20 protein-coding genes and 1 pseudogene are annotated in these 21,927 nt (G+C 71.5%); 8 read left to right on the top strand and 13 right to left on the bottom strand.

All coding sequences use genetic code 11. The features are described from left to right. From ABTZ03_RS27305 to ABTZ03_RS27285, 5 genes and pseudogenes are all read right to left on the bottom strand, one after another. Positions 1–863 (bottom strand): molybdopterin molybdotransferase MoeA (locus tag ABTZ03_RS27305; protein ID WP_502894596.1); only part of this gene is annotated, 863 nt, incomplete at its 3' end. Then, a pseudogene (locus ABTZ03_RS27300) lies at positions 860–1,144 on the bottom strand (DUF6457 domain-containing protein); the annotation flags it as partial. The gene ABTZ03_RS27305 and the pseudogene ABTZ03_RS27300, both read right to left, overlap by 4 nt. A 321-nt stretch (positions 1,145–1,465) precedes the next feature. Next, positions 1,466–2,050 carry a molybdenum cofactor guanylyltransferase gene (gene mobA / locus ABTZ03_RS27295; protein ID WP_350515720.1) on the bottom strand — a complete coding sequence of 195 codons (585 nt, stop codon included), beginning with the start codon at positions 2,048–2,050 and terminating at the stop codon, positions 1,466–1,468. 17 nt (positions 2,051–2,067) lie between these two features. After that, positions 2,068–3,096, bottom strand: coding sequence for an MBL fold metallo-hydrolase (locus tag ABTZ03_RS27290; RefSeq protein ID WP_350515719.1), 1,029 nt, complete (start codon positions 3,094–3,096; stop codon positions 2,068–2,070). Between the two features lie 135 nt (positions 3,097–3,231). After that, a complete protein-coding gene (locus ABTZ03_RS27285) occupies positions 3,232–3,879 on the bottom strand; it encodes an FMN-dependent NADH-azoreductase (protein ID WP_350515718.1) in 648 nt (215 codons plus the stop codon). Positions 3,880–4,004: 125 nt separating this feature from the next. Here ABTZ03_RS27285 and ABTZ03_RS27280 point away from each other — a divergent pair, with 125 nt between their 5' ends. Next, complete coding sequence (locus ABTZ03_RS27280) at positions 4,005–4,445, top strand: winged helix-turn-helix transcriptional regulator (protein WP_350515717.1); 441 nt, start codon at positions 4,005–4,007, stop codon at positions 4,443–4,445. Between the two features lie 108 nt (positions 4,446–4,553). On the opposite strand, the gene ABTZ03_RS27275 is transcribed toward ABTZ03_RS27280, so the two are convergent. After that, positions 4,554–5,321 carry a polyprenol monophosphomannose synthase gene (locus ABTZ03_RS27275; protein WP_350515716.1) on the bottom strand — a complete coding sequence of 256 codons (768 nt, stop codon included), beginning with the start codon at positions 5,319–5,321 and terminating at the stop codon, positions 4,554–4,556. A gap of 341 nt (positions 5,322–5,662) precedes the next feature. Here ABTZ03_RS27275 and manA point away from each other — a divergent pair, with 341 nt between their 5' ends. Then, positions 5,663–6,841 carry a mannose-6-phosphate isomerase, class I gene (manA, locus tag ABTZ03_RS27270; protein WP_350515715.1) on the top strand — a complete coding sequence of 393 codons (1,179 nt, stop codon included), beginning with the start codon at positions 5,663–5,665 and terminating at the stop codon, positions 6,839–6,841. 39 nt (positions 6,842–6,880) lie between these two features. Here the strand turns inward: manA and dnaB are convergent, their stop codons facing one another. Continuing rightward, positions 6,881–8,500, bottom strand: coding sequence for a replicative DNA helicase (gene dnaB, locus ABTZ03_RS27265; RefSeq protein ID WP_350515714.1), 1,620 nt, complete (start codon positions 8,498–8,500; stop codon positions 6,881–6,883). Between the two features lie 453 nt (positions 8,501–8,953). Between dnaB and ABTZ03_RS27260 the strand changes: the two genes are divergently transcribed. Then, positions 8,954–10,360 (top strand): MATE family efflux transporter, encoded by a 1,407-nt coding sequence (locus ABTZ03_RS27260; protein ID WP_350515713.1) that lies wholly within the window; start codon positions 8,954–8,956, stop codon positions 10,358–10,360. Positions 10,361–10,430: 70 nt separating this feature from the next. On the opposite strand, the gene rplI is transcribed toward ABTZ03_RS27260, so the two are convergent. The 4 genes from rplI to rpsF all read right to left on the bottom strand — a co-directional run bounded on the left by rplI (position 10,431) and on the right by rpsF (position 12,205). Next, positions 10,431–10,877, bottom strand: a complete 447-nt coding sequence (gene rplI, locus ABTZ03_RS27255) for a 50S ribosomal protein L9 (protein WP_350506558.1) — start codon at positions 10,875–10,877, stop codon at positions 10,431–10,433. Positions 10,878–10,894: 17 nt separating this feature from the next. Beyond that, a complete protein-coding gene (gene rpsR, locus ABTZ03_RS27250; protein WP_350515712.1) occupies positions 10,895–11,131 on the bottom strand; it encodes a 30S ribosomal protein S18 in 237 nt (78 codons plus the stop codon). Positions 11,132–11,210: 79 nt separating this feature from the next. Then, a complete protein-coding gene (locus ABTZ03_RS27245) occupies positions 11,211–11,819 on the bottom strand; it encodes a single-stranded DNA-binding protein (RefSeq protein ID WP_350515711.1) in 609 nt (202 codons plus the stop codon). Between the two features lie 95 nt (positions 11,820–11,914). Then, positions 11,915–12,205 (bottom strand): 30S ribosomal protein S6, encoded by a 291-nt coding sequence (gene rpsF, locus ABTZ03_RS27240; protein WP_350515710.1) that lies wholly within the window; start codon positions 12,203–12,205, stop codon positions 11,915–11,917. Positions 12,206–12,525: 320 nt separating this feature from the next. On the opposite strand from rpsF, the gene ABTZ03_RS27235 reads away from it, so the two are divergent. From ABTZ03_RS27235 to ABTZ03_RS27225, 3 genes are all read left to right on the top strand, one after another. Continuing rightward, the gene (locus ABTZ03_RS27235) at positions 12,526–12,825 is read left to right on the top strand and encodes a hypothetical protein (protein WP_350515709.1); all 300 of its coding nucleotides are present in this window, start codon (positions 12,526–12,528) and stop codon (positions 12,823–12,825) included. 170 nt (positions 12,826–12,995) lie between these two features. Then, entirely contained in the window at positions 12,996–14,114 is a 1,119-nt protein-coding gene (locus ABTZ03_RS27230; protein WP_350515708.1) for a lipid II:glycine glycyltransferase FemX, read from the top strand. Positions 14,115–14,127: 13 nt separating this feature from the next. Continuing rightward, positions 14,128–15,162 carry an alanine racemase gene (locus ABTZ03_RS27225; RefSeq protein WP_350515707.1) on the top strand — a complete coding sequence of 345 codons (1,035 nt, stop codon included), beginning with the start codon at positions 14,128–14,130 and terminating at the stop codon, positions 15,160–15,162. A gap of 57 nt (positions 15,163–15,219) precedes the next feature. On the opposite strand, the gene ABTZ03_RS27220 is transcribed toward ABTZ03_RS27225, so the two are convergent. Together ABTZ03_RS27220 and ABTZ03_RS27215 are read right to left on the bottom strand one after the other, a co-directional pair. After that, complete coding sequence (locus tag ABTZ03_RS27220; RefSeq protein ID WP_350515706.1) at positions 15,220–16,803, bottom strand: glycosyltransferase family 87 protein; 1,584 nt, start codon at positions 16,801–16,803, stop codon at positions 15,220–15,222. A 169-nt stretch (positions 16,804–16,972) separates the two neighbouring features. After that, positions 16,973–19,666 (bottom strand): transglycosylase domain-containing protein, encoded by a 2,694-nt coding sequence (locus tag ABTZ03_RS27215; RefSeq protein WP_350515705.1) that lies wholly within the window; start codon positions 19,664–19,666, stop codon positions 16,973–16,975. Between the two features lie 350 nt (positions 19,667–20,016). Between ABTZ03_RS27215 and ABTZ03_RS27210 the strand changes: the two genes are divergently transcribed. Both ABTZ03_RS27210 and ABTZ03_RS27205 read left to right on the top strand, forming a co-directional pair. After that, the gene (locus tag ABTZ03_RS27210; RefSeq protein ID WP_350515704.1) at positions 20,017–20,712 is read left to right on the top strand and encodes a PadR family transcriptional regulator; all 696 of its coding nucleotides are present in this window, start codon (positions 20,017–20,019) and stop codon (positions 20,710–20,712) included. 129 nt (positions 20,713–20,841) lie between these two features. Continuing rightward, on the top strand, positions 20,842–21,924 hold the full coding sequence (locus ABTZ03_RS27205; protein WP_350515703.1) for an inositol-3-phosphate synthase: 1,083 nt from the start codon (positions 20,842–20,844) through the stop codon (positions 21,922–21,924). Positions 21,925–21,927 lie beyond the last annotated feature (3 nt).

Below are 21,927 nucleotides of genomic sequence, written 5' to 3'. Positions count from 1 at the left end.
TGCCCGGGCCGCACGGCCACACCGTCCACCAGCAGCCGGGCACCGACCTCGGCGAGCGCCCGGTGCAGGAAGTCCACCGGCCCGGCGGCCGTCCCGCCGGTGGTCACCACCACATCGGCGGTGGAGTGCCGCAGCGCATCCCGCAACAGCCCGAAGTCATCGCGCACGCACCGCACTTCGGCCACCTCGACACCCGCCGCCCGCAACCAGGGCGGCAGCAGCGGACCGAGCGCGTCCCGCACCAGCCCCGGCCCGGGAACCCCGGCATCGAGCAACTCATCGCCCAGCACCAGCAGTTCGACCACCGGGCGACGACGCACCGCCAGCCGGTCATGACCGCAGGCGGCCGCCAGACCCACCACCGCCGGCCCCACCACCGTCCCGGCGGGCAGCAACTCCTCACCCCGACGGCACTCCTGACCACGCGGGCGCACGTCCTGCCCGGTCGTCAGCCGCCCCGCACCGCACTCACGCAGCAGCCCACCGTCCACCCGCCCGTGCTCACGCCGCAGCACGGCCGTCGCCCCGGACGGCAGTTGAGCACCCGTGGCGATCTCCACCGCACCACCGTCGGCCAACGGAGCGACCTCACCGCACCCGGCCAGCACCCGCCCGGCCACCCGCCAGGGCCCGGGCCCGGCGACCGCCCACCCGTCCATCGCCGAGGTGTCGAAGGCGGGCAGATCGGTCAGCGCGCCCAGCGGCTCGGCCAGCACGTGCCCGAGCGCCCCGGCCAACGCCAGCCCCACCACCGGCAACGGCCGCAGCCCCGCCCTGCGCGCCGCCTCCCGGGCCCGCGACCAACCCAGCACCCCGGGACCGGTGGCAGGGGCCGTCACCGTGCTCTGCCCGACCGCGCTCACGCGTCCCCCGGCCCGTCATCGGCCGGGGCCCACCGCTCCGCGAGCGCCGCCGTCCGCCGACTCGCCTCGGCGACAGCCTCCGGCCCGCCCCCCTGCTGCGCGGCCGCATAACCGATCAGAAAAGCGGTCAACGGCGCGGCCGGCCGGGCCACCCCGTGCGCGACCACCCGGGCCAGGTCGAGCAGTCCCCGGACATCCACATCCAGGTCGATGCCCAGGTCGGCCTTGACCTCGGCGATCCAGTCTTCCAGCGTGCGCTCCATGCGCCCATGCTGCCTGATCGGCGGTTTCCCCGAGGTGTTCCCCCCGTGTGCGGCGCGCGTCGTTTCCCTCACGCCTCACCACCACCCCCGGTGAGGCCCGCACGCCCACCCCACGAACCAACCAGGCGAGAGGGACGCGCTGCGGAAGGGGGCGGTGGAGGGGGTGGGTGCGGAGAGGGGCGTGACGGGTGATTTTCAGACTGCCAACGGCGGCTGGGCATAAGCGGACAGGGTCGGCAGTCCGAAAATCACCCAGCCCCCGGAGCGGCCCCCCCCGGAACCGCCCCCGGCCACCCACCCTCCCGAGAGCCCACCCCAAACGACAGACCCCCCTCAGCCTCAGCCCCCCTCCCGCTCCCGCGCCTGCTCCAAGTCCTCCCAGGTATCACAGTCGTACGCGACGTTGTCCGTGTCGGCCACCCGCACCCCCGCCAGCCCCCCGACCAGCCGCCACAACGGCCGCCCCGCCGGATCACCCAGCCCGACGAGAGCCGAGCGCAACGCCGCAGTGCGGTAGGCAGCGGCGAGCGGCTGGTCCCGACCCCCCGCGTCGACCAGCACCGCGGCCTCCACCGACGCCCCCGCGTCGTCCAGGGCGGCGACCAACCGATCGACCGTACGCCGGTCCAGAAAAGGCAGATCGGCGGCGAACAGCAGCACGACCTCCGCGGTGACGAGGTCCAGCCCCGCCGCGACGGCGGCGACCGGTCCACCACCGGGCGGCCGCTCCCTGGTCCAACGGACTCCCACCCGCGCGGTCGGCCGGACCGGCCCGACCACCACGGTGGACCGAGCGCCCACACACGCGGCGAGCACCCGGTCCAGCAGCGTGCTCTCCCCCACCAGCAACCCGGGCTTGTCCACCCCGCCGAGCCTCCGGCCCGCGCCGCCGGCCGGGACGATCACGTCGTACGGCGTCGTCATGCGGCCAGTATCCCGCGCTACCCGCCCGCCCCTCCCTCCTCGGACTCCCCGGACTCCTCGGACTCCTCGGACTCAGAGGACTCGGAGGACCCAGAGGACTCCGCACCCTCCCCCACCGCCGCCCCCCGCGCGATGTTCGCGACGGCCCCCAGCTCCAGGAAGGACGGCAGCGTCAGCTCCCCGTACCGCTCGTTCATCGCCGTCACCAGCGCCTCCGGGTCGTCCGAGTGCTCCGCCAGCAGCCGGTCGAAGTCCTGGAGGTACTCCCCGGTGAAGGCGAGCACCCGGGCCGCGTCGTCGCCCTGCTCGGGCGCGCGGTGCCCGGCGATCACCCGGTCCACCCCGAGGTCGGCGATCCGGCCGAGGTTGTGGCCCCAGGTGGTGCGCTGGCCCGGGGTGGTGTCGGCGGTCCACACGTGGGTGCCGTTGCAGACGAAGTCCCCGGCGATCACGGTCCGGATGCTCGGCACGTGGACGACGGTGGACTCCCCGCAGTCGGCCTGGCCGAGCAGCAGCACCGGGATCACCTGCCGGTCGAGCATCAGCGGCTGGGGCAGCAGCGGCGCGGGGACCAGCGGGTGGTCCGGGATGTCGTCGCCGTAGACCGGCTTCCACTGGGCGACCTTGGCCGCCACGGTGCGCTGGATGCCCTCGACCACGGCCGGCGCGGCCAGCAGCTGGGCGTCCGGGAAGAGCCGGAGCACCTCCTCGGCGCCGAAGTAGTGGTCCGGGTGCTGGTGGGTGACCACGATGGCGAGCAGGCGGCGGCCCTTGCCCGCGACCCACTCGGCGAGTTCGCGGCCCGCGCTGCGGGTGAGCTGGGCGTCGACCAGGATCGCGGTGCGCTCGCCGAGGATCAGCGTGGAGGTGGTGAAGAAGGCCGACTCGGGCCCGGTGAAGACGGCGACCTCCAGCGGAGGGACCGACCGCCCGGCGTCGTCGACGGCTCCGGTCACGGCGGGCTCGGCGGCCCCGGCCCCGGCCGCGACGGGCTCGGCGTCCGCCCGCTCCGCGCCGGCGCTCTCCTCGGGCGGGGACGACGTCACGGGCTTGCTCCCTCTGGTTCGGCGGTCGGACTCCTTGCGCCCTACAGCATGGGAGTACCGGCGGCCGATTGCGCGGAAGGCGCGCCCGGCGGGGCGCGCCTTCGGACCCAGGTCACACCCCCCGGGTCGGACCGCTCAGGCCGCGACCCGGGCGGCGGTCTCCTTGCCCCGGCGGGTGGCCTGCTCCAGCGCCTGCGCCTTGGACTCGACGGCCTTCGGGAGGAGCTCGGCCAGCGCCGGGACGACCGCCGCCATGGTCAGCTCGGGAACGATGAAGTCGACCTCCAGCCCGAGCCCGCCGCCCAGCACCTTCTCCAGGTAGGTGGTGACGAACTCGAACGGCTCACGCGGGGCGCCGGGCGCGTACGAGCCGCCGCGGGAGGCGACCACGGTGACCGGGGTGCCCTTGGCGGAGGGCGCCTCGCCGGCCGTGCGGCCCATCAGGATCACCTGGTCCAGCCAGGCCTTGAGGGTGGACGGGATCGTGAAGTTGTACATCGGGGCGCCGATCAGCACCGCGTCGGCGGTCTCCAGCTCGGCCATCAGCTGCTCGCGCAGTGCGAAGGCGGCGGCCTGCTCGGCGGTGCGCGCCTCGGCCGGGAGGTAGCCGGCGTTGATGCCCAGGGCGTCCAGGTGCGGTATCGGCTCGGTGGCGAGGTCGCGGTGGATCACCGTGCCGCCGGGGTGCTCGGCCTGCCAGGCGGCCCGGAACGCGGCGGTGACCTCGCGGGAGACGGAGCCGTCGGTGAGGGCCGAGGAGTCGATGTGCAGGAGCGTGGCCATGACTGAACCTCCGAATGATAAGCAGCTGCCTTTTCCGCTGCAGCTGCAAACAACACAGTAGCTGCAAACAACGTAGCAGCTTACTTTTCTATAGTCACTAATGACCGGTCGAGTACGCTGGACCCATGGCCGAGCACGAGGCAGTCACCGACGCAGTCACCGAGGCAGTCCCGACCGCCGCCAACCCGTGCGCCCCCTTGGAGCAGGGCTGCTTCAACGTCGAGCTGGCCCTCAACCGGGTGTTCACCCTGCTCGGCAAGCGCTGGACCGGCCTGCTGATGGGCGTGCTGACCCACGGCGGCCCGGCCTACTTCTCCGAGCTGCGCCGCGCCGTCCCGGGCATCAGCGAGCGGATGCTCTCCGACCGGCTGACCGAGCTCACCGAGGCCGGGCTGGTGCTCCGCGAGGTCGACCCCGGCCCCCCGCTGCGGGTCAGCTACCGGCTCACCGAGGCCGGTCTCGCACTCAAGCCGGCCCTCACCGAACTGGCCGTCTGGGCCGACCGCCACCTGCCGGAGAGCGCCCTCAAGAGCGGCTGCGGACCGGCGCCCAAGACCGGCTGCTGACCCGGCTGCCGACCCGGCCCCGCCGGAACACGACGCCGGCCCCACCCGAACACGACGAAGGGCCCGCCCGCCGGATTCGGCGAACGGGCCCTTCGGTACGAACGGACCTCAGCGTGCGGCGGCGCCACCGCGCAGCCGGGCCACCCGGTCGGCGATGCCCCAGGAGGTCACCCGCCAGAGCGCCTCGACCACGATGGTGCGGCTCATCTTGGACGCGCCGAGCTCGCGCTCCACGAAGGTGATCGGCACCTCGGCGACCTTGAAGCCCGCCTTCACGGTGCGCCAGGCCAGGTCGACCTGGAAGCAGTACCCGGCCGAGGCCACCTCGTCCATGCCCAGGCCGAGCAGGGTCTCCTTGCGGAAGGCCCGGTAGCCGCCGGTGACGTCCCGGATCGGCACGCCCAGCATCAGCCGCGAGTAGGTCGAACCGCCGCGCGAGAGCAGCAGCCGCGACTTCGGCCAGTTCACCACCCGGCCGCCCGGCACCCAGCGCGAGCCGAGCACCAGGTCGGCGCCGCGCAGCGCGCCCAGCAGCCGGTCCAGTTCCTCGGGCTGGTGCGAGCCGTCCGCGTCCATCTCGACCAGGACGTCGTAGCCGTTGTCGATGCCCCAGCGGAAGCCCGCCAGGTAGGCGGCTCCCAGGCCCTCCTTGCCCTTGCGGTGCATGACCTGGACGTTGGCGTCCTCGGCGGCCAGCTTGTCGGCCAGCTCACCGGTCCCGTCGGGGCTGTTGTCGTCGGCGACCAGCACGTGGGCCTCGGGCACCGCGGCCCGGACCCGACCGACGATCCGCTCGACGTTCTCCGCCTCGTTGTAGGTCGGGATGATCACCAGGACCCTGCCGAGATCAGCAAAACTCTGCTGGTTCACGGTCACGTACAAACCTCTCGGCCGATGGCGGGGAGTGTCAGAGACACCGTCGCCCGCACTCTGGAACGCGGCCCGGCCGACAGCCCGCCGACGGGATGACCACGGTGGAGAATGCTGCGGAGGGCGGAGACTACTGCGTCCTGGCATTCTACTACCGCGCCCGGGAACCACCGGTCGGACCACGGCACTCCCATCCCATGCCCACCGTTTCCCCGCACGTGACCCGGGTCGGCTAGGGTCGATGCCCTTGCCCGTACCCGGTCCGCCCGCACCGCCGGGCCCGCCCCGGAGATCCGGACCAGGGACGTCCGGGGCCGCCCCGTCAGCGAAGGAGTAGGACCGCCCGCATGGACAGGCTCGTCAACACCGTCCGCCCGTACGCCTGGGGGTCGCTCACGGCCCTGCCCGAGCTGCTGGGCCAGGAACCGACCGGCGAACCGCAGGCCGAGCTGTGGATGGGCGCCCACCCCGGCGACCCGTCCCGGGTCGACCGCGGCGACGGCCCGCGCCGACTGGACGAGCTGATCGCGGCCGACCCCGAGGGCGAACTCGGCACGGCCAGCGTGGCCCGCTTCGGCCCGGGCCTGCCGTTCCTGTTCAAGGTGCTCGCCGCGGGCATCCCGCTGTCCATCCAGGCCCACCCCACGCTCGACCAGGCCCGGGCCGGCTTCGCCGCCGAGAACGCCCTCGGCATCCCGCTGGACGCCCCCGGGCGCAGCTACCGCGACGACAGCCACAAGCCCGAAATGGTCTGCGCCCTGGGCGAGTTCGAGGGCCTGTGCGGCTTCCGCGAGCCCGCCGGGGCGGCCGGGCTGCTGGCCGGGCTCAAGGTCCCCGGGCTGGACCGGGTGATCGACCTGCTGTCCGTCGAGGACCCGGCCGAGGCGCTGCGCGGCGCCCTGGCCGCCGTCCTCACCCTGGACGGCGCGACCGTCCGGGCGGCCGTCGAGGTGCTGGCCGGCACCGACCCGGCCGGGGAGTACGCGCCGTACGCCCGGATCGCCGAGGACTTCCCGGACGACCGCGGCGTGATCGCCGGCATGCTGCTCAACCACGTCCGGCTGCGGGCCGGCGAGGCGCTCTACCTGGGCGCCGGGGTGCCGCACGCCTACCTGTCCGGCGTCTGCGTGGAACTGCAGGCCAACTCGGACAACGTGCTGCGGGCCGGCCTCACCCCCAAGCACATCGACGTGCCGGAGCTGCTGAAGATCGTGCTCTTCGAACCCGGCGCCCCCGGGGTGGTGCACCCGGTCAATGTCGACGGCACCCCCGGCGAGCAGCTCTACCCCGTCCCGATCGACGAGTTCCGGCTCTCCCGCTTCGAGCTGGACGGCGTGGAGCGGGAGATCGACGGCCGCACCCCGCAGATCCTGCTCTGCACCGAGGGCGCGGTACGGCTCACCGCCGCCGACGGCGCCGTCCTGGACCTCGGCCGCGGCCAGTCCGCCTTCCTCCCGGCCACCGGCGCCCCGACCCGCCTCTCCGGCCCGTCCGGCACCCTGTTCCGCGCCACCGTCACGGTCTGACCCTGGCCCGGGCGCCCCGCAGGGGGCGGCCGCCGGCCGTCAGTCCCTGGTCATGTCGACGAAGCGCGAGTAGTGGCCCTGGAAGGCCACCGTGATGGTCGCGGTCGGACCGTTACGGTGCTTGGCGACGATCAGGTCGGCCTCGCCCGCACGCGGGGACTCCTTCTCGTAGGCGTCCTCGCGGTGCAGCAGGATGACCATGTCGGCGTCCTGCTCGATCGAGCCGGACTCTCGCAGGTCGGAGACCATCGGCCGCTTGTCGGTGCGCTGCTCGGGACCACGGTTCAGCTGGGACAGCGCGATGACCGGGACTTCCAGCTCCTTGGCCAGCAGCTTGAGGTTCCGGGACATGTCCGAGACCTCCTGCTGGCGGTTCTCGGCCCGGCGGGAGCCGCCGGACTGCATCAGCTGGAGATAGTCGATGACGATCAGCTTGATGTCGTTGCGCTGCTTGAGCCGGCGGCACTTGGCGCGGATCTCCATCATCGACAGGTTCGGCGAGTCGTCGATGAACAGCGGCGCCTCGCTGACGTCGGGCATCCGGCGGGCGACCCGGGTCCAGTCGTCGTCCGTCATGTTGCCGGAGCGCATGTGGTGCAGCGCGACCCGGGCCTCGGCGGAGAGCAGGCGCATGGCGATCTCGTTGCGGCCCATTTCGAGCGAGAAGATCACGCTGGGCAGCTTGTGGTGGATCGAGCAGGCCCGGGCGAAGTCCAGCGCGAGGGTGGACTTACCCATGGCGGGTCGGGCCGCGATGACGATCATCTGACCGGGGTGCAGCCCGTTGGTGAGCTGGTCGAAGTCGGCGAAGCCGGTCGGCACGCCGGACATCTGGCCGTTCCGGGAGCCGATCGCCTCGATCTCGTCGAGGGCGCCCTCCATGATGTCGGCCAACGGCGCGTAGTCCTCGTTGGTGCGCTGCTCGGTGACGGCGTAGATCTCCGCCTGGGCCGCGTTGACGATCTCGTCGACGTCGCCCTCGGCCGCGTAGCCCATGCCGGCGATCCGGGTGCCGGCCTCGACCAGCCGGCGCAGCACCCCGCGCTCGGCGACGATCTGGGCGTAGTACTCGGCGTTGGCCGCGGTCGGGACGGAGTTGACCAGGGTGTGCAGGTAGGAGGCGCCGCCGACGCGCTGCAGCTCGCCGCGCTTGGTGAGCTCGCCGGCCACGGTGATCGGGTCGGCCGGCTCGCCGCGGGCGTACAGGTCGAGGATCGCGCCGTGGATCATCTCGTGCGCGGGCCGGTAGTAGTCGGCCGGCTTGAGCACCTCGACCACGTCGGCGATGGCGTCCTTGGACAGCAGCATGCCGCCCAGGACGGACTGCTCGGCGGCGAGGTCCTGCGGGGGGACGCGCTCGAAGCCGTCGACGCCGCCCGGGCCGTCGTCGTCCCGGTGGTCCCGGTCCTTGCCGTTCTTGCCGCCCTTGCCGAAGCCGCCGCCGCCCTTGCGGAAGCCCTCGCCGCGGCCGCCACCCTGGCCGTTGCCCTGGCCGCCGCCGCCCTGCCCGCCGCGGTTGCGGGAGACCGGGAGCCGGTCGCCGGGCCCGTCCGGGAACGGGGCGTCGTCGAAGGCACCGGCCGGGAAGGGGTCCTCGGCGGTCTGCCAGTCCTCCTCCGGCGGCGGGGCGTCGTGGTCGTCGTACTGGGGGCCGGTCACGCGTGTTCCCCGATCAGCGAGTGGTGCGAAGTTGGAGCGGGCCTTGCCGGTGGCTGGGTGGAGCGGAGTCGCTCCTCTTTGTACGCCACGGCACCGACAAATCGGACGCCGGGGTGGGTGGGAGTGTCGGGTGGAGGGCCCACGCTAAGGCGCCGGACGCCCTTGCGCCAAGGTGGTTATCCACAGGGGGTGTGGACGAGCGGCCCGGGGCTGTGGAGAACTGCCGCAAAGCTGTGGACACCCCTGTGGACGGTCCTGTGGATAACCGGACGATCGGCCCTTCGTCAACTCATTGACCTGGGATTACCTCTTCCGAGGCCTGTGCATGAGAAATTCTTCACACGCCGCCGGACGCCCACGGGCACGCACCGGAGGGAGTGCGCCGCTCACAGTTTCGAGTAATGGCTGAACATTGGATAGGCCTATTACCTGTGGATGAGTACCCTGGAGCGCATGAGCGCCGCCACCGACGAGCCACCCAGACCCAGCCCGGGCCGCAGTCCCGACCCCAGCCCCGACCGCAGCCCGGGACGTGACCCCGGACGCCGCTCCGGGCGCGGCCACGACCGCGAGATCCTCGCCCTGGCGGTACCCGCCTTCGGCGCCCTGGTCGCCGAACCGCTGTTCCTGATGGCCGACTCCGCGATCGTCGGCCACCTCGGCACCCCGCAGCTCGCCGGTGTCGGCGTCGCCTCCGCCGCCCTCACCACCGCGACCGGGGTGTTCGTCTTCCTCGCCTACGCCACCACCGCCGCGGTGGCCCGCCGGATCGGCGCCGGGGACCGCCGGGGCGCCGTCCAGCAGGGCGTCGACGGTCTCTGGCTGGCCCTCGGCCTGGCCGTCCCGGTGGTCCTGCTCACCCTGCTGCTGGCCCCCTGGGCGGCCGGGGTGCTGGGCGCCTCGCCGACTGCGGCCCCGTACGCCGTGACGTACCTGCGGATCAGCTCGCTGGGCATCCCGGCGATGCTGCTGGTGCTGGCCGCCACCGGAGTGCTGCGCGGCCTCCAGGACACCCGTACGCCGCTGCTGGTGGCCGTCGCGGGCTTCACCGCCAACATCGGCCTGAACGTCGGCCTGGTGTACGGCGCCGGGCTCGGGGTGGCCGGCTCGGCCTGGGGCACCGTCCTGACCCAGACCGGGATGGCGGTCGCCTACCTGGTCGTGGTGGTCCGCGGCGCCCGCCGGGAGCGGGCCTCGCTGCGGCCGGACCCGGTCGGCATCCGGGCCGGTGCCCGGGCCGGCGGCCCGCTGCTGGTGCGCACGGTCAGCCTGCGCGCGGTGCTGATGCTCGCCACCGCGGTGGCCGCCCGGCTCGGCGACGACCAGGTGGCCGCGCACCAGATCGCGATGACGCTGTTCGGCTTCCTGGCCTTCGCGCTGGACGCCATCGCGATCGCCGGGCAGGCCATCATCGGCCGCCACCTGGGCGCCTCGGACGCCCCGGGCGCCCGCGCGGCGACCCGGCGGATGGTCGAGTGGGGCGTGGGCTCCGGGGTGGTGCTCGGCCTGCTGGTGGTGCTCGCCCGGCCGCTGTTCGTCCCGCTGTTCACCCCGGACCCGGTGGTCCAGGGGCAGCTGCACACGGCCCTGCTGCTGGTCGCGCTCTGCCAGCCGGTGGCCGGCCTGGTCTTCGTGCTGGACGGCGTGCTGATGGGCGCCGGGGACGGCCCGTACCTGGCCCGGGCCTCGCTCGCCACCCTGGCGCTGTTCGCCCCGGCGGCCCTGGCGGTGCCGGCCACCGGCAGCGGGCTGGCCGGGCTGTGGTGGGCGATGAACCTGTTCATGCTGGTCCGCGCGGTGTTCCTGGTGGCCCGCGCCCGCGGCGGCCGCTGGCTGGTCACCGGGGCGGTCCGGGGCTGAGCCGGCCCGGGAACGACCGAGGGCCGGACTCCCCGGGGGGAGTCCGGCCCTCAGGCCACTGCTAGGAAGCTCAGGCAGCCACGACGGCGACGTCGAGGTTGGCCACGACGTCCGAGTGCAGCTTGACCGAGACCTTGTGGGTGCCCACGGTCTTGATCGGCGAGGCGATCGCGACGGCGCGCTTGTCCACGGCCGGGCCGCCGGCAGCCTTGATGGCCTCGACGACGTCGGCCTGGGTCACCGAGCCGAACAGACGGCCGGCGTCGCCCGAGCGAACGGCCAGCTTGACCTGGACGCCCTCGAGCTTGCCCTTGACGTCGTTGGCGGCGTCGAGGGTCTGGATGGCGTGGATCTTGCGGGCGCGACGGATCGCGTCGACGTCCTTCTGGCCACCCTTGGTCCAGCGGATGGCGAAGCCACGCGGGACCAGGAAGTTGCGGGCGTAGCCGTCCTTGACCTCGACGACCTCGCCGGCGGAGCCGAGACCCGGCACCTCGTGCGTGAGGATGATCTTCATTACTTGGTCACCCTCTCTTAGCGCGCGGTGCTGGTGTAGGGCAGCAGCGCCATCTCACGGCTGTTCTTCACGGCCGTGGCGACGTCACGCTGGTGCTGGGTGCAGTTGCCGGTGACCCGGCGGGCACGGATCTTTCCGCGGTCGGAGATGTACTTCCGCAGCAGGTTCGTGTCCTTGTAGTCAACGTAGTTGACCTTGTCCTTGCAGAACGCGCAAACCTTCTTCTTAGGCTTGCGAGCAGGCGGCTTCGCCATGGTGTGCTCCATTTGGGGTTCACGGCCCGGCCGGCGTCCGGGGACGCCTGCGGCCGGGCCGCACGAAATCTGTCAGCTCTTAGAACGGAGGCTCTTCTGAGTAACCGCCGCCGGACGGGGCGCCGCCCCAGCCGCCGCCGCCCTGGTTTCCACCGGACGGAGCGCTGGACGCCCACGGGTCGTCGGAGGGGCCGGACTGACCGCCACCGGAGTTGCCACCCCAGTTGCCGCCGCCCTGCTGACCGCCACCGCCGCCCCAACCGCCGCCCTGGCCGCCGCCGCCACCCTGCTGGCCGCCGAAGCCGCCGCCGGGACCACCGGACCGGTTGGCCCGGGTGACCTTGGCGGTCGCCGAGCGCAGGCTCGGGCCGACCTCGTCGACCTCGACCTCGAAGACCGTCCGCTTCTCGCCTTCCTTGGTCTCGTAAGACCGCTGGCGCAGTCGGCCCTGCACGATGACGCGCATGCCGCGCTGCAGCGACTCGGCCACGTTCTCCGCCGGCTGCCGCCAGACGTTGCACGTGAGGAAGAGGCTCTCGCCGTCCTTCCACTCGTTCGTCTGACGGTCGAAGGTGCGGGGGGTGGACGCGATGCGGAACTTCGCGACCGCCGCACCCGACGGGGTGAAGCGCAGCTCGGGGTCGTCGACGAGATTGCCGACGAGGGTGATGACGGTCTCGCCTGCCATGGTGGTGATGACCTCTCGGGAAGATGTCCGTTCACCGCTGTTTCACGTGAAACAGCGGACGCGAGCTACCCGAGACCCGAAGGCCTCGGGTTGGCTCAGTGGGTCTCCGGGCGCAGGACCTTGGTCCGCAGAACCGACTCGCTCAGGCCCAGCTGGCGGTCGAGCTCCTTGACGACCTCAGGCGTGGCCTTGAGGTCGATGACCGAGTAGATGCCCTCGGACTGCTTGTTGATCTCGTAAGCCAGGCGGCGACGACCCCAGGTGTCGACCTTCTCGACCTTGCCGCCGCCGTTGCGGACGACGGTGAGGAAGTTCTCGATCAGGGGGGAGACAGCGCGCTCCTCGACCGAGGGGTCGAGGATGACCATCAGCTCGTAGTGACGCATGAGTAACCCACCTCCTTTGGACTCAGCGGCCACGGTCTCTCCGTGGCAGGAGGGTTGTGCGTAGCGTCGGCACCGGTGCGGTGACGACTCCGGGCCCACCGTAGCGGCCGGGTCGGACAGTCGGACCCCGACCACCCGAAAGAGGGTGTCGCCCGGAAGAGGGCGCAAGGGGGCACAACTACACCAGTGCAGACGGCACAGCCTACCTGCACCCGGACGGCCGAACAAAACGCATAGGGGTTGTGAGACGGACCCAACCGCCGCAATCTGGACGGAACGGGATTCCTGCCCGTTCGTCTCCACGCCAGGAGGTGGGACCCATGGCCCAGTCCGTCCACCGCATGCCCGCCCTCACGCTGAACACCGACGGCCACCCGCACCCCCGAGAGAACACCCTGGTGGCCCTGACCGCCGTCCTCGGCGTGATCGCCTTCACCACGTCGTTCTTCCACAACCTGCACCTGCTGACCTCGTGGACCGGCCTGGCCGGGATCATCACCGGGCTGTGGGGCATGTTCGTCTCGGTCACCACCGCCGAGCGCTTCGTCCTGATGATCACCCTCGGCGCCTCCGCGATCGGCTTCTACCTCGGGCTCGCCCGGGGCGGTCTCTGGGGCTGAGCGCCCCGCTCCAGGAACCCTCGGCGCCCCCGTCGCGTATCTGCTCAAGAGACAGGTACCCGACGGGGGCGCCGTCGTGCCCGCAGCGGCGGGCTCCCGGGCCCCGGACGATAGGGTCGAGCCCGAGAACCTGGGGCCACCGCAGCCCGACCGACGAGGAGCACCGAGCAATGAGCCTGCGCCTGAGGACGATCACCCGCGAGGAGCACCTCGCCTTCATCAGGAGCCGCGCCTCGGCCAGCCACATGCAGGTGCCGGCCTGGGGTGACGTGAAGGCCGAGTGGCGCTCGGAGTCGATCGGCTGGTTCGACGAGCACAACCAGCTGGTCGGGGCGGGCCTGGTGCTCTACCGCCAGCTGCCGAAGGTCAAGCGCTACCTCGCCTACCTGCCCGAGGGCCCGGTGATCGACTGGTTCGACCGGGACCTGGACCGCTGGCTCTCCCCGATGCTGGCGCACCTGAAGTCGCAGGGCGCCTTCTCGGTGAAGATGGGCCCGCCGGTGGTCATCCGCCGCTGGAACGCCGCCACCATCAAGGAGGCCATCGCCGGCAAGCAGGCCAAGCGCCTGCGCGACATCGAGGCCGACTGGTACGAGGCGCGCGCCTTCGAGGTGGCCGACCGGCTGCGCAAGGCCGGCTGGCTGCAGGGCGAGGACGGCGGCGCCGGCTTCGGCGACGTCCAGCCGCGCTACGTCTACCAGGTGCCGCTGGCCAACCGCTCGCTGGACGACATCCAGAAGGGCTTCAACCAGCTCTGGCGCCGCAACATCAAGAAGGCCGAGAAGAGCGGCGTCGAGGTGGTCCAGGGCGGCTACGACGAGCTGCCGATCTTCCACCAGCTCTACCTGGTCACCGCCGACCGCGACAAGTTCACCCCGCGCCCGCTGGCCTACTTCCAGCGCATGTGGAACGCCCTCAACTCCGAGGACCCGAACCGGATGCGGCTGTACATCGCCTACCACGAGGGCGAGCCGCTGGCCTCGACCACCATGCTGGTGGTCGGCGAGCACGTCTGGTACTCCTACGGCGCCTCGGCCAACCACAAGCGCGAGGTCAAGCCGTCCAACGCGATCCAGTGGCGGATGATGCGCGACGCCTACGCCCTCGGCGGCGGCGTGTACGACCTGCGCGGCATCAGCGACACCCTGGACGAGAACGACCACCTGTTCGGTCTGATCCAGTTCAAGGTCGGCACCGGCGGCCAGGCGGCCGAGTACCTCGGCGAGTGGGACTTCCCGCTGAACAAGCTGCTGCACAAGGCCCTCGACCTCTACATGTCCCGCCGCTGAGGAGGCTGCCCCGATGACGCTGTCGCTCTACCTGGACACCGAACGCTGGCGCACCCACCAGCGCTCCGTCCTGGCCGAGTTCCCCGGCCTGGTGCCCGTCGCCAAGGGGAACGGCTACGGCCTGGGCAACCACCGGCTGGCCGAGGAGGCGACGCTGCTGGGCACCGGTGTGCTGGCCGTCGGCACCGCGTACGAGGCGGCCGACGTCGCCGAGTGGTACGGCGGCGAGCTGCTGGTGCTCACCCCGTACCGGGTCGGCGAGGAGGTGCTCCCGCTGCCGCACGCCCGGGTGATCCGGACGGTGGCCGGCGTGGACGCGCTGCGCTCGCTGCACGGCGCCCGGGTGGTGCTGGAGTGCATGACCACCATGCGCCGGCACGGCGTGAGCGCGGCCGACCTGCGCACCGTCGCCGCCGAACTGGACGGCGTCTCCTTCGAGGGCCTCGCGCTGCACCTGCCGATGGACCGGCCGGACGGCTCCAGCCCGGTCGAGGAGGTCGCGTACTGGGTGGACACCGCGAAGGCGGCGGGCATCCCGGTGCACACCGTCTTCGTCAGCCACCTCGGCGCGGCCGGCATGGACCAGCTGACCCAGCGCTACCCGGGCACCGTCTTCCGGTCCCGGATCGGCACCCGGCTCTGGCTGGGCGACCACGGCGCGCTGGAGGTCCGGGCCACGGTGCTGGACGTCACCCCGGTCCGCAAGGGCGACCGCTACGGCTACCGCCAGCACCCGGCGCCCTCCGACGGCCACCTGCTGGTGGTCGCCGGCGGCACCGCGCACGGCATCGGCCTGGAGGCGCCCAAGTACGTGGCCAGCATGGGCGCCCGCGCCAAGGGCATCGCCCGGGCCGGGCTGGCGACCGTCAACAAGACCAAGTCGCCGTTCCACTGGGCGGGCAAGCAGCTCTGGTTCGCCGAGCCGCCGCACATGCAGGTCTCGCTGCTGTTCCTGGACGGGGAGACCGCGCCCCCGGTGATCGGCGACGAGCTGGGCCTCCAGGTCCGGCACACCACCACCCACTTCGACCGGGTGGTGGACCGCTAGGGCGTGTCCGACCCGGGCGGAAGGGTCCGGGGGCGGTCCCCGCCCCCGGACCCTTCGTCAGGCCTTCTCCTCGGCCGGCTCCGACCGCCGTGGCTCCTCCAACCACTGCTCGAAGGAGTCGGCCGACCCGTGTCCGGGGTAGCCCTCGGCCTCGTGCAGCCGCCGGGCGGCGCCCAGCGTGACCACGTCCGGGGCGTGGTCGAGCACCCCGCCGGAGGGGTCGTCGCTGCCGTCCCAGCGGACCGGGTCGCGGTCCGGGTACAGGGCGTCCCGGACCACCAGCACGACCAGGTAGAGCGTGCCGAGCAGGTGCAGCACGATCGCGAAGTGGTACCAGGGCTCGCCGATCCCGTGCTGCTTGGGTCCGGTGACGAAGCCCAGGTGGGACCAGATGCCCAGGGTGTAGAGCACCTCGCAGGCCTGCCAGATCAGCAGGTCGCGCCAGCGTGGCCGGGCCAGCGCCGCGAGCGGCAGCAGCCAGAGCGCGTACTGCGGCGAGTACACCTTGTTCACCAGCACGAACAGCGCGACCACCAGGAAGGCCAGCTGGGCGAACCGCGGCCGGCGCGGCGCCGCGAGACCGAGCCACGCTATGGCCGCGCAGCCCAGCACCATCAGCACGCCGATGTAGAGGTCGAGGTCGGCCAGCGCCACCCCGCGGTTCTGCATCAGGATCAGCCAGAACGAGCCGTAGTCCTCGCCCCGGTGCTTGCTGAACACGTAGAAGGTCGACCAGCCCTGCCAGTTGGCCAGCATGATCGGCAGGTTGACCAGCAGCCAGGAGCCCACCGCGCCGCCGAGCGCCAGGCGGAACTCGCGCCACTTCCCGGCCCGCCAGCAGAGCACCAGCAGCGGGCCGAGCAGCAGCAGCGGGTAGAGCTTGGCGGCGGTGGCCAGGCCGATGAAGACGCCGGCCCAGACCGGCTTGGAGCGGGCCCACCAGGCCATCGCCACGGCGGCCAGCGCGACCGCCAGCAGGTCCCAGTTGATCGTGCCGTTGAGCAGCAGGATCGGCGAGAGCGCGAACAGCAGCGCGTCCCAGGGGCGGCGGCGGTGGGTGCGCGAGAGCGCGACCGCGGCGACCACCGCGCAGGCCATCAGCAGCCCGGCGTTGATCACCCAGAACCACTGCTCCTGGTCCTGCTCGGTGCCGCCGCCGGGCGTCAGCCAGGCCGCGACCTGCATGAACAGGCCGGTCAGCACCGGGTACTCCAGGTACTGGAGGTCCCCCGTGGTGCCGGGGATCCGGTCCACGTACGGGTGCAGCCCGGCCGCGAAGCCGCGACCGGAGAACAGGTGCGGGACGTCGCTGTAGCAGGCGTGGATGTACTGCGGCGAGCCCGGCTGGAACCAGGCCTGCTGGTAGCACGGCAGGTTGTGCACCATGCCGAGCGCCGAGACCACGATCACCACCAGCGCCAGCACCCGCACCGGGATCCACCAGGAGACGCCGAGCAGCGCCCGTCGGCCGGGCGGGCCGCCGAACACCTCGCTGCCGGCCGCCGCCACCCGGTCCTCGTCGGCCGGGACGACCACGGTGTTGACCGGGGGCGCGGCCGTGGCGACGGCTGCCGGGGTGGGCCCTGCGGCGCCACCGGGCCCGTGCGGGCCCGCGGTTTCGTCACGATCGCTCGACGTCATGCCGGACATCCTGCCGCACCGGATGCGCCGCGACGAGGAGGACCCCGCGGTGGTCCGGCGGTGCCGGTGGGGCGCGGGCGGCCAAACGTGACGAAACGGCGGTGGCGGCCCTCCGGGGAGGACCGCCACCGCCGCTCTGCCGTCTTACCGGCCGGACCGGCCGGCCTGGCTACTGTGCGGCCGCTCCGCCGCCTTGGAGGCCGCCGCCGGTGGTGCTGCTCGGGGTCGGCTTGCCGCCGGTGCCGCCCGCACCGTTGGCGCCGCCGGCGCCGTTGCCACCCGCACCACCGCCGTTGCCACCGGCACCGCCGGCACCGCCGTTGCCGCCGGGCGGCGGCGTCGACGGGCAGAGGCCGCCGATGAGGCCGCCGCAGGTGTCCGTCGGCCTCGGCTTGTGGGTGGGACTGGTCGGCTGCTGGGTCGGCTGGCAGTCGACGCCCGGCACACAGCCCCCGTCGTGGGTGGGCTGCGGCGGCTGCGGCTGGTTGGGCTGCTGGGTCGGCTGCTGGGTCTCCACCGTGGTCGGCGTGGAAGAGGCCGTCTGGGTCGGCGAGGCGGTGGCCGTGGACGGCGCACCGGAGGAGTCCACCTCGGTGCCGACCGGCTGGGGGGTCGGGAAGTCCATCTTCTTCTCGTTGGCCAGGGCGGCCTTCATGTACCGGGTGAAGACGTCGGTGGGGATGTCACCACCGTGGATGGACTCCTTGCCGCCGGTGCCGTTGAGCGACTCCCGGTCGTGCTTGTTGGGGTCCTCGCGCCACATCGCGACGCTGGTCACCAGCTGCGGGGTGTAGCCCACCCACCAGGCCGACTTGTTCTGGTCGGTGGTACCGGTCTTGCCGGCCACCGGGCGGCCCAGGGAGTTGGTCTTGGTACCGGTACCGTTCTTGGCCACGTTCACCAGCACGTCGGTGACGTTGTCGGCGACGGCCGGCTCCAGCGCCACCTTGACGTCCTTCTTGCCGAAGCCCGGGCGCTCCTTGCCGTCCACCTCGACCTTGGTGACCGAGTAGGGCTCGGCCTCCTTGCCGCTGGCCGCCAGGGTGCCGTAGCCGGTGGCCATCCGGATCGGGCTGATGGTGGAGGTGCCGAGCGGGAAGGTCGCGGTCTTCGGGTCGGCCAGGCTCTCCCGCTTGATGCCCATCTGCACGGCCATGTCGGCCACCGCGGGGCCGCCGACGTCCTGGTTGAGCTGGACGAAGGGCACGTTGTACGACCACTGCATGGCCTGCCGCAGCGAGACGTAGCCGCGCTTGCCGGAGTCCTCGTTCTTCTGCCGGTAGGGCTTGCCGTCGTCACCGATCACCAGTGAGCCGTCCGGCTTGCGGATCTCGGACATGTCGTCGGCGAGGTAGCGGCTGTCGGCGTTGATCCGCTTCGGCTTGCCGTCGCCGTCCTTCGCGGTCTGCACCCCGGTCTGCATCGCGGTGGCCAGCACGAAGGGCTTGAAGGTCGAGCCGACCTGCACACCGCCGGCGTTGGCATTGTTGTCGAAGTGCCCGTTCTCCACGCCGTCGCCGCCGTAGATGGCGACCATCGCGCCGTCACCGGGTTTGATGCTGGCGGCGCCGAACTGGACGAAGGTGTCGTTGTTGGGACGCTTCTGCGGGTCGAGGTTCTCGGCCTTGACGTCGTCGACGGCCTTCTTCAGGGCGTCGACCTTGTCCTTCTCGAAGGTCGTGTAGATCTTCAGACCGCCCTTGTCGATCATCTGCGCGGTGATCGACTTGTCGGTGGCCATCACGTACTGGTTGGCGGTGTCGACCAGGTAGCTGATCTCACCGTTCATGTTGGAGCTGGACTTCACCGGGATCGGCTCGGGGAAGGTGGTGCACTTCGCCCGCTCCTCCGGCGTGGTGTTGTGGGTGGTCACCATCCGGTCCAGGATCCACTTCCAGCGCTCCACCGCGCGGTCGTGGTTGGCCGCCTTGGAGGGGTCGTAGTAGTTGGCCCCCTTCAGCAGTCCGGCCAGCATGGCACTCTGACAGAGGTTCAGGTCCTTGGCGTTGACGCCGTAGTACGCCTGGGCGGCGGCCTGGGCACCGTTGGCGTTGCGACCGAACCAGCTGGTGTTGAGGTAGCCCTTGAGGATGTCGTCCTTGCTCTTGGTCTGATTGATCTTCAGCGTGATGAAGAACTCCTTCGCCTTACGAGTGATCGTCTGTTCCTGGCTCAGGTAGGCGTTCTTCACGTACTGCTGGGTGATCGTCGAGGCGCCCTGGGTCTCACCGCCCTTCGCCATGTTGTAGACGGCGCGCAGCATGCCCTTGGGGTCGATGCCGCTGTCGGTGCGGAAGGTCTCGTTCTCGGCCGAGATGACGGCGTTCTGCAGGGTGGGGCTGATGTCGCTGAGCTCGACGATCTGCCGGTTGGTGTCGCCCTTGCGGGTCATCTCCGAACCGTCGGCCCAGTAGTAGATGGTGTTCTGGTCCTTCACCAGGTCCTTGAGCTGCGGGACGGTGGTGGTCTGGTACAGGTAGAACACGACGGCCACGCCGGTGGCGAAGAACAGCAGGAAGGCGCTCAGCCACTGCTTCCAGGACGGCAGCCAGCGCCGGAACCCGGTCTTGCCCCAGCGCGGGTAGTCGATGAAGCGCTTCTTGCCGGGATCGGCGGCGGCCGCGGCGGAAGCGGCGGCGGCACCGCGCCGGCCGCCCTTCCCCTTCTTCTGCGCGGCCTTGCGCATCTCGGCCCGGCCCATCCGCGGCTGTTGGGCGGTCTCCCGGACGCCCGGCGGGCGTCGGCGGCCGATCCCGTCCGAGGCCAGCTCGTCGGGGCCGGGGCCTCCCCGACGGCCGCCGCCTCCCGGGGGCTGCTGCCCGTCACCGCCCGGGTTGGGCGTCCTTCGCCGTCGCTCGCTCATGTTTCCAGCCGCTCCTCGCCAGGCCCGGTCGGCCTGAAGGCAGGGTTCCTGTCCGATGCTCGGACCGCCCTAACCCCGGAGGTTGGTCCTCGTGCACACGCGACAGCGTACGCAGCGTTGAATCACAACTAATCGGGCATCAGTCGCCAATAACCTCAAAACGGCGTCAGATCATTACACGCCCGTTGCCAACCCCACCCGCGCGTCGGCTTGTGATCACATTCACGCGTGCCCCCCTTGCCCCTTCCGAGGGTCGGGTTTACTGTTCTCGATATATCGAGCCGATACATCGAAGCGGTATACCGCCGATGCAGCGGCCGGAGCGAAGGTCGAGAGGGAGGAGGACGGCGGTGGGCAGGCGCTCAGGAGTGCTGGAGTTCGCCGTTCTCGGTCTGCTCCACGACGCCCCGATGCACGGCTACGAGCTGCGCAAGCGGCTCAACATCCTGCTCGGAGCGCTACGGGCGCTCTCCTACGGAACGCTCTACCCGTGCCTGAAGAGCCTGGTCGCCCAGGGTTTCCTGGTCGAGGACAACCCGGACGTCGAGTACGTCCCGGCCACCGCGCTCAACGGCAAGCGGTCGAAGATCGTCTACCGGCTCTCCCCCGAGGGCAAGCAGCGGTTCGAGGAACTGCTCGCCGACTCCGGTCCGGACGCCTGGGAGGACGAGCGCTTCGGCGTCCACTTCGCCTTCTTCGGCCAGACCGACCGGGCCGTCCGGATGCGCGTCCTGGAAGGCCGCCGCAGCCGGCTGGAGGAGCGCCTGGAGCGGATGCGCGGTTCGCTGGCCCGGGCCCGCGAACGGTTCGACGACTACACCGTCGAACTCCAGCGGCACGGCCTGGAGTCGGTGGAACGCGAGGTCCGGTGGCTCAACGAGCTGATCGAGACCGAGCGGGCCAACCGCACCGGCCGGCCCTCCACCGGCGGGAGCGGCACCGCCACACCCCCCACGACTTCGGACGGCCGTGGCCAGGAGGCCGGGTCCCCCGACCCGTCCGGGCCACCGTACGACCGCCCGGGGCGCTCCGCCCAGGAGCGCTGACACCGCGTCAGGCCAGTGCCGCGCGGCAGGAGTGGGCGCCCCGCGCGCCCGTACAAGCAGTCATTCGAAGAAGCAGGACGAGTGCCGTCGACCCCGGCGGCCCTCATGAGATCACAGGGAGCAACCGGAATGGGTTCGGTTCGCGTAGCCATCGTGGGCGTGGGCAACTGCGCCGCGTCGCTGGTGCAGGGTGTCGAGTACTACAAGGACGCCGACCCGGCCGGCAAGGTCCCCGGCCTGATGCACGTCCAGTTCGGCGACTACCACGTCCGTGACGTGGAGTTCGTCGCGGCCTTCGACGTCGACGCCAAGAAGGTCGGCTTCGACCTGGCCGACGCCATCGGCAGCAGCGAGAACAACACCATCAAGATCTGCGACGTCCCGCCGACCGGCGTGACCGTCCAGCGCGGCCACACCCTCGACGGCCTCGGTAAGTACTACCGGGAGACCATCGAGGAGTCGGACGAGACCCCGGTCGACGTCGTCCAGGTCCTCAAGGACCAGCAGGTCGACGTCCTGGTCTGCTACCTGCCCGTCGGTTCCGAGGCCGCGGCCAAGTTCTACGCCCAGTGCGCCATCGACGCCAAGGTCGCCTTCGTGAACGCCCTGCCGGTGTTCATCGCGGGCACCAAGGAGTGGGCGGACAAGTTCACCGAGGCCGGCGTGCCGATCGTCGGTGACGACATCAAGTCCCAGGTCGGCGCCACCATCACGCACCGCGTGATGGCCAAGCTGTTCGAGGACCGCGGTGTCATCCTCGAGCGCACCATGCAGCTGAACGTCGGCGGCAACATGGACTTCAAGAACATGCTCGAGCGCGAGCGCCTGGAGTCCAAGAAGATCTCCAAGACCCAGGCCGTCACCTCGCAGATCCGTGACCGCGAGCTGGGCGCCAAGAACGTCCACATCGGTCCCTCGGACTACGTGGCCTGGCTGGACGACCGCAAGTGGGCGTACGTCCGCCTGGAGGGTCGCGCGTTCGGCGACGTCCCGCTGAACCTGGAGTACAAGCTGGAGGTCTGGGACTCCCCGAACTCCGCCGGTGTCATCATCGACGCCGTCCGCGCCGCGAAGATCGCCAAGGACCGCGGCATCGGCGGCCCGATCCTGTCGGCCTCCTCGTACTTCATGAAGTCCCCGCCGGTCCAGTACTTCGACGACGAGGCCAAGGAGAACGTCGAGAAGTTCATCCGCGGCGAGGTCGAGCGCTGAGCG

Source organism: Kitasatospora sp. NPDC096077 (assembly GCF_040303245.1).
In the GTDB taxonomy this organism is placed as follows: Bacteria; Actinomycetota; Actinomycetes; order Streptomycetales; family Streptomycetaceae; genus Kitasatospora.
Note: the sequence above shows the minus strand (reverse complement) of the source record. Positions and strands in the feature narration are given on the sequence as shown.

Bases quoted from the DNA above. Each gene is read 5' to 3' on its own strand.
- mobA (WP_350515720.1), bottom strand. From the start codon at position 2,050: ATGACGACGCCGTACGACGTGATCGTCCCGGCCGGCGGCGCGGGCCGG.
- ABTZ03_RS27285 (WP_350515718.1), bottom strand. From the start codon at position 3,879: ATGGCCACGCTCCTGCACATCGACTCCTCGGCCCTCACCGACGGCTCC.
- ABTZ03_RS27280 (WP_350515717.1), top strand. From the start codon at position 4,005: ATGGCCGAGCACGAGGCAGTCACCGACGCAGTCACCGAGGCAGTCCCG.
- manA (WP_350515715.1), top strand. From the start codon at position 5,663: ATGGACAGGCTCGTCAACACCGTCCGCCCGTACGCCTGGGGGTCGCTC.
- ABTZ03_RS27260 (WP_350515713.1), top strand. From the start codon at position 8,954: ATGAGCGCCGCCACCGACGAGCCACCCAGACCCAGCCCGGGCCGCAGT.
- rplI (WP_350506558.1), bottom strand. From the start codon at position 10,877: ATGAAGATCATCCTCACGCACGAGGTGCCGGGTCTCGGCTCCGCCGGC.
- rpsR (WP_350515712.1), bottom strand. From the start codon at position 11,131: ATGGCGAAGCCGCCTGCTCGCAAGCCTAAGAAGAAGGTTTGCGCGTTC.
- ABTZ03_RS27245 (WP_350515711.1), bottom strand. From the start codon at position 11,819: ATGGCAGGCGAGACCGTCATCACCCTCGTCGGCAATCTCGTCGACGAC.
- rpsF (WP_350515710.1), bottom strand. From the start codon at position 12,205: ATGCGTCACTACGAGCTGATGGTCATCCTCGACCCCTCGGTCGAGGAG.
- ABTZ03_RS27235 (WP_350515709.1), top strand. From the start codon at position 12,526: ATGGCCCAGTCCGTCCACCGCATGCCCGCCCTCACGCTGAACACCGAC.
- ABTZ03_RS27230 (WP_350515708.1), top strand. From the start codon at position 12,996: ATGAGCCTGCGCCTGAGGACGATCACCCGCGAGGAGCACCTCGCCTTC.
- ABTZ03_RS27225 (WP_350515707.1), top strand. From the start codon at position 14,128: ATGACGCTGTCGCTCTACCTGGACACCGAACGCTGGCGCACCCACCAG.
- ABTZ03_RS27220 (WP_350515706.1), bottom strand. From the start codon at position 16,803: ATGACGTCGAGCGATCGTGACGAAACCGCGGGCCCGCACGGGCCCGGT.
- ABTZ03_RS27215 (WP_350515705.1), bottom strand. From the start codon at position 19,666: ATGAGCGAGCGACGGCGAAGGACGCCCAACCCGGGCGGTGACGGGCAG.
- ABTZ03_RS27205 (WP_350515703.1), top strand. From the start codon at position 20,842: ATGGGTTCGGTTCGCGTAGCCATCGTGGGCGTGGGCAACTGCGCCGCG.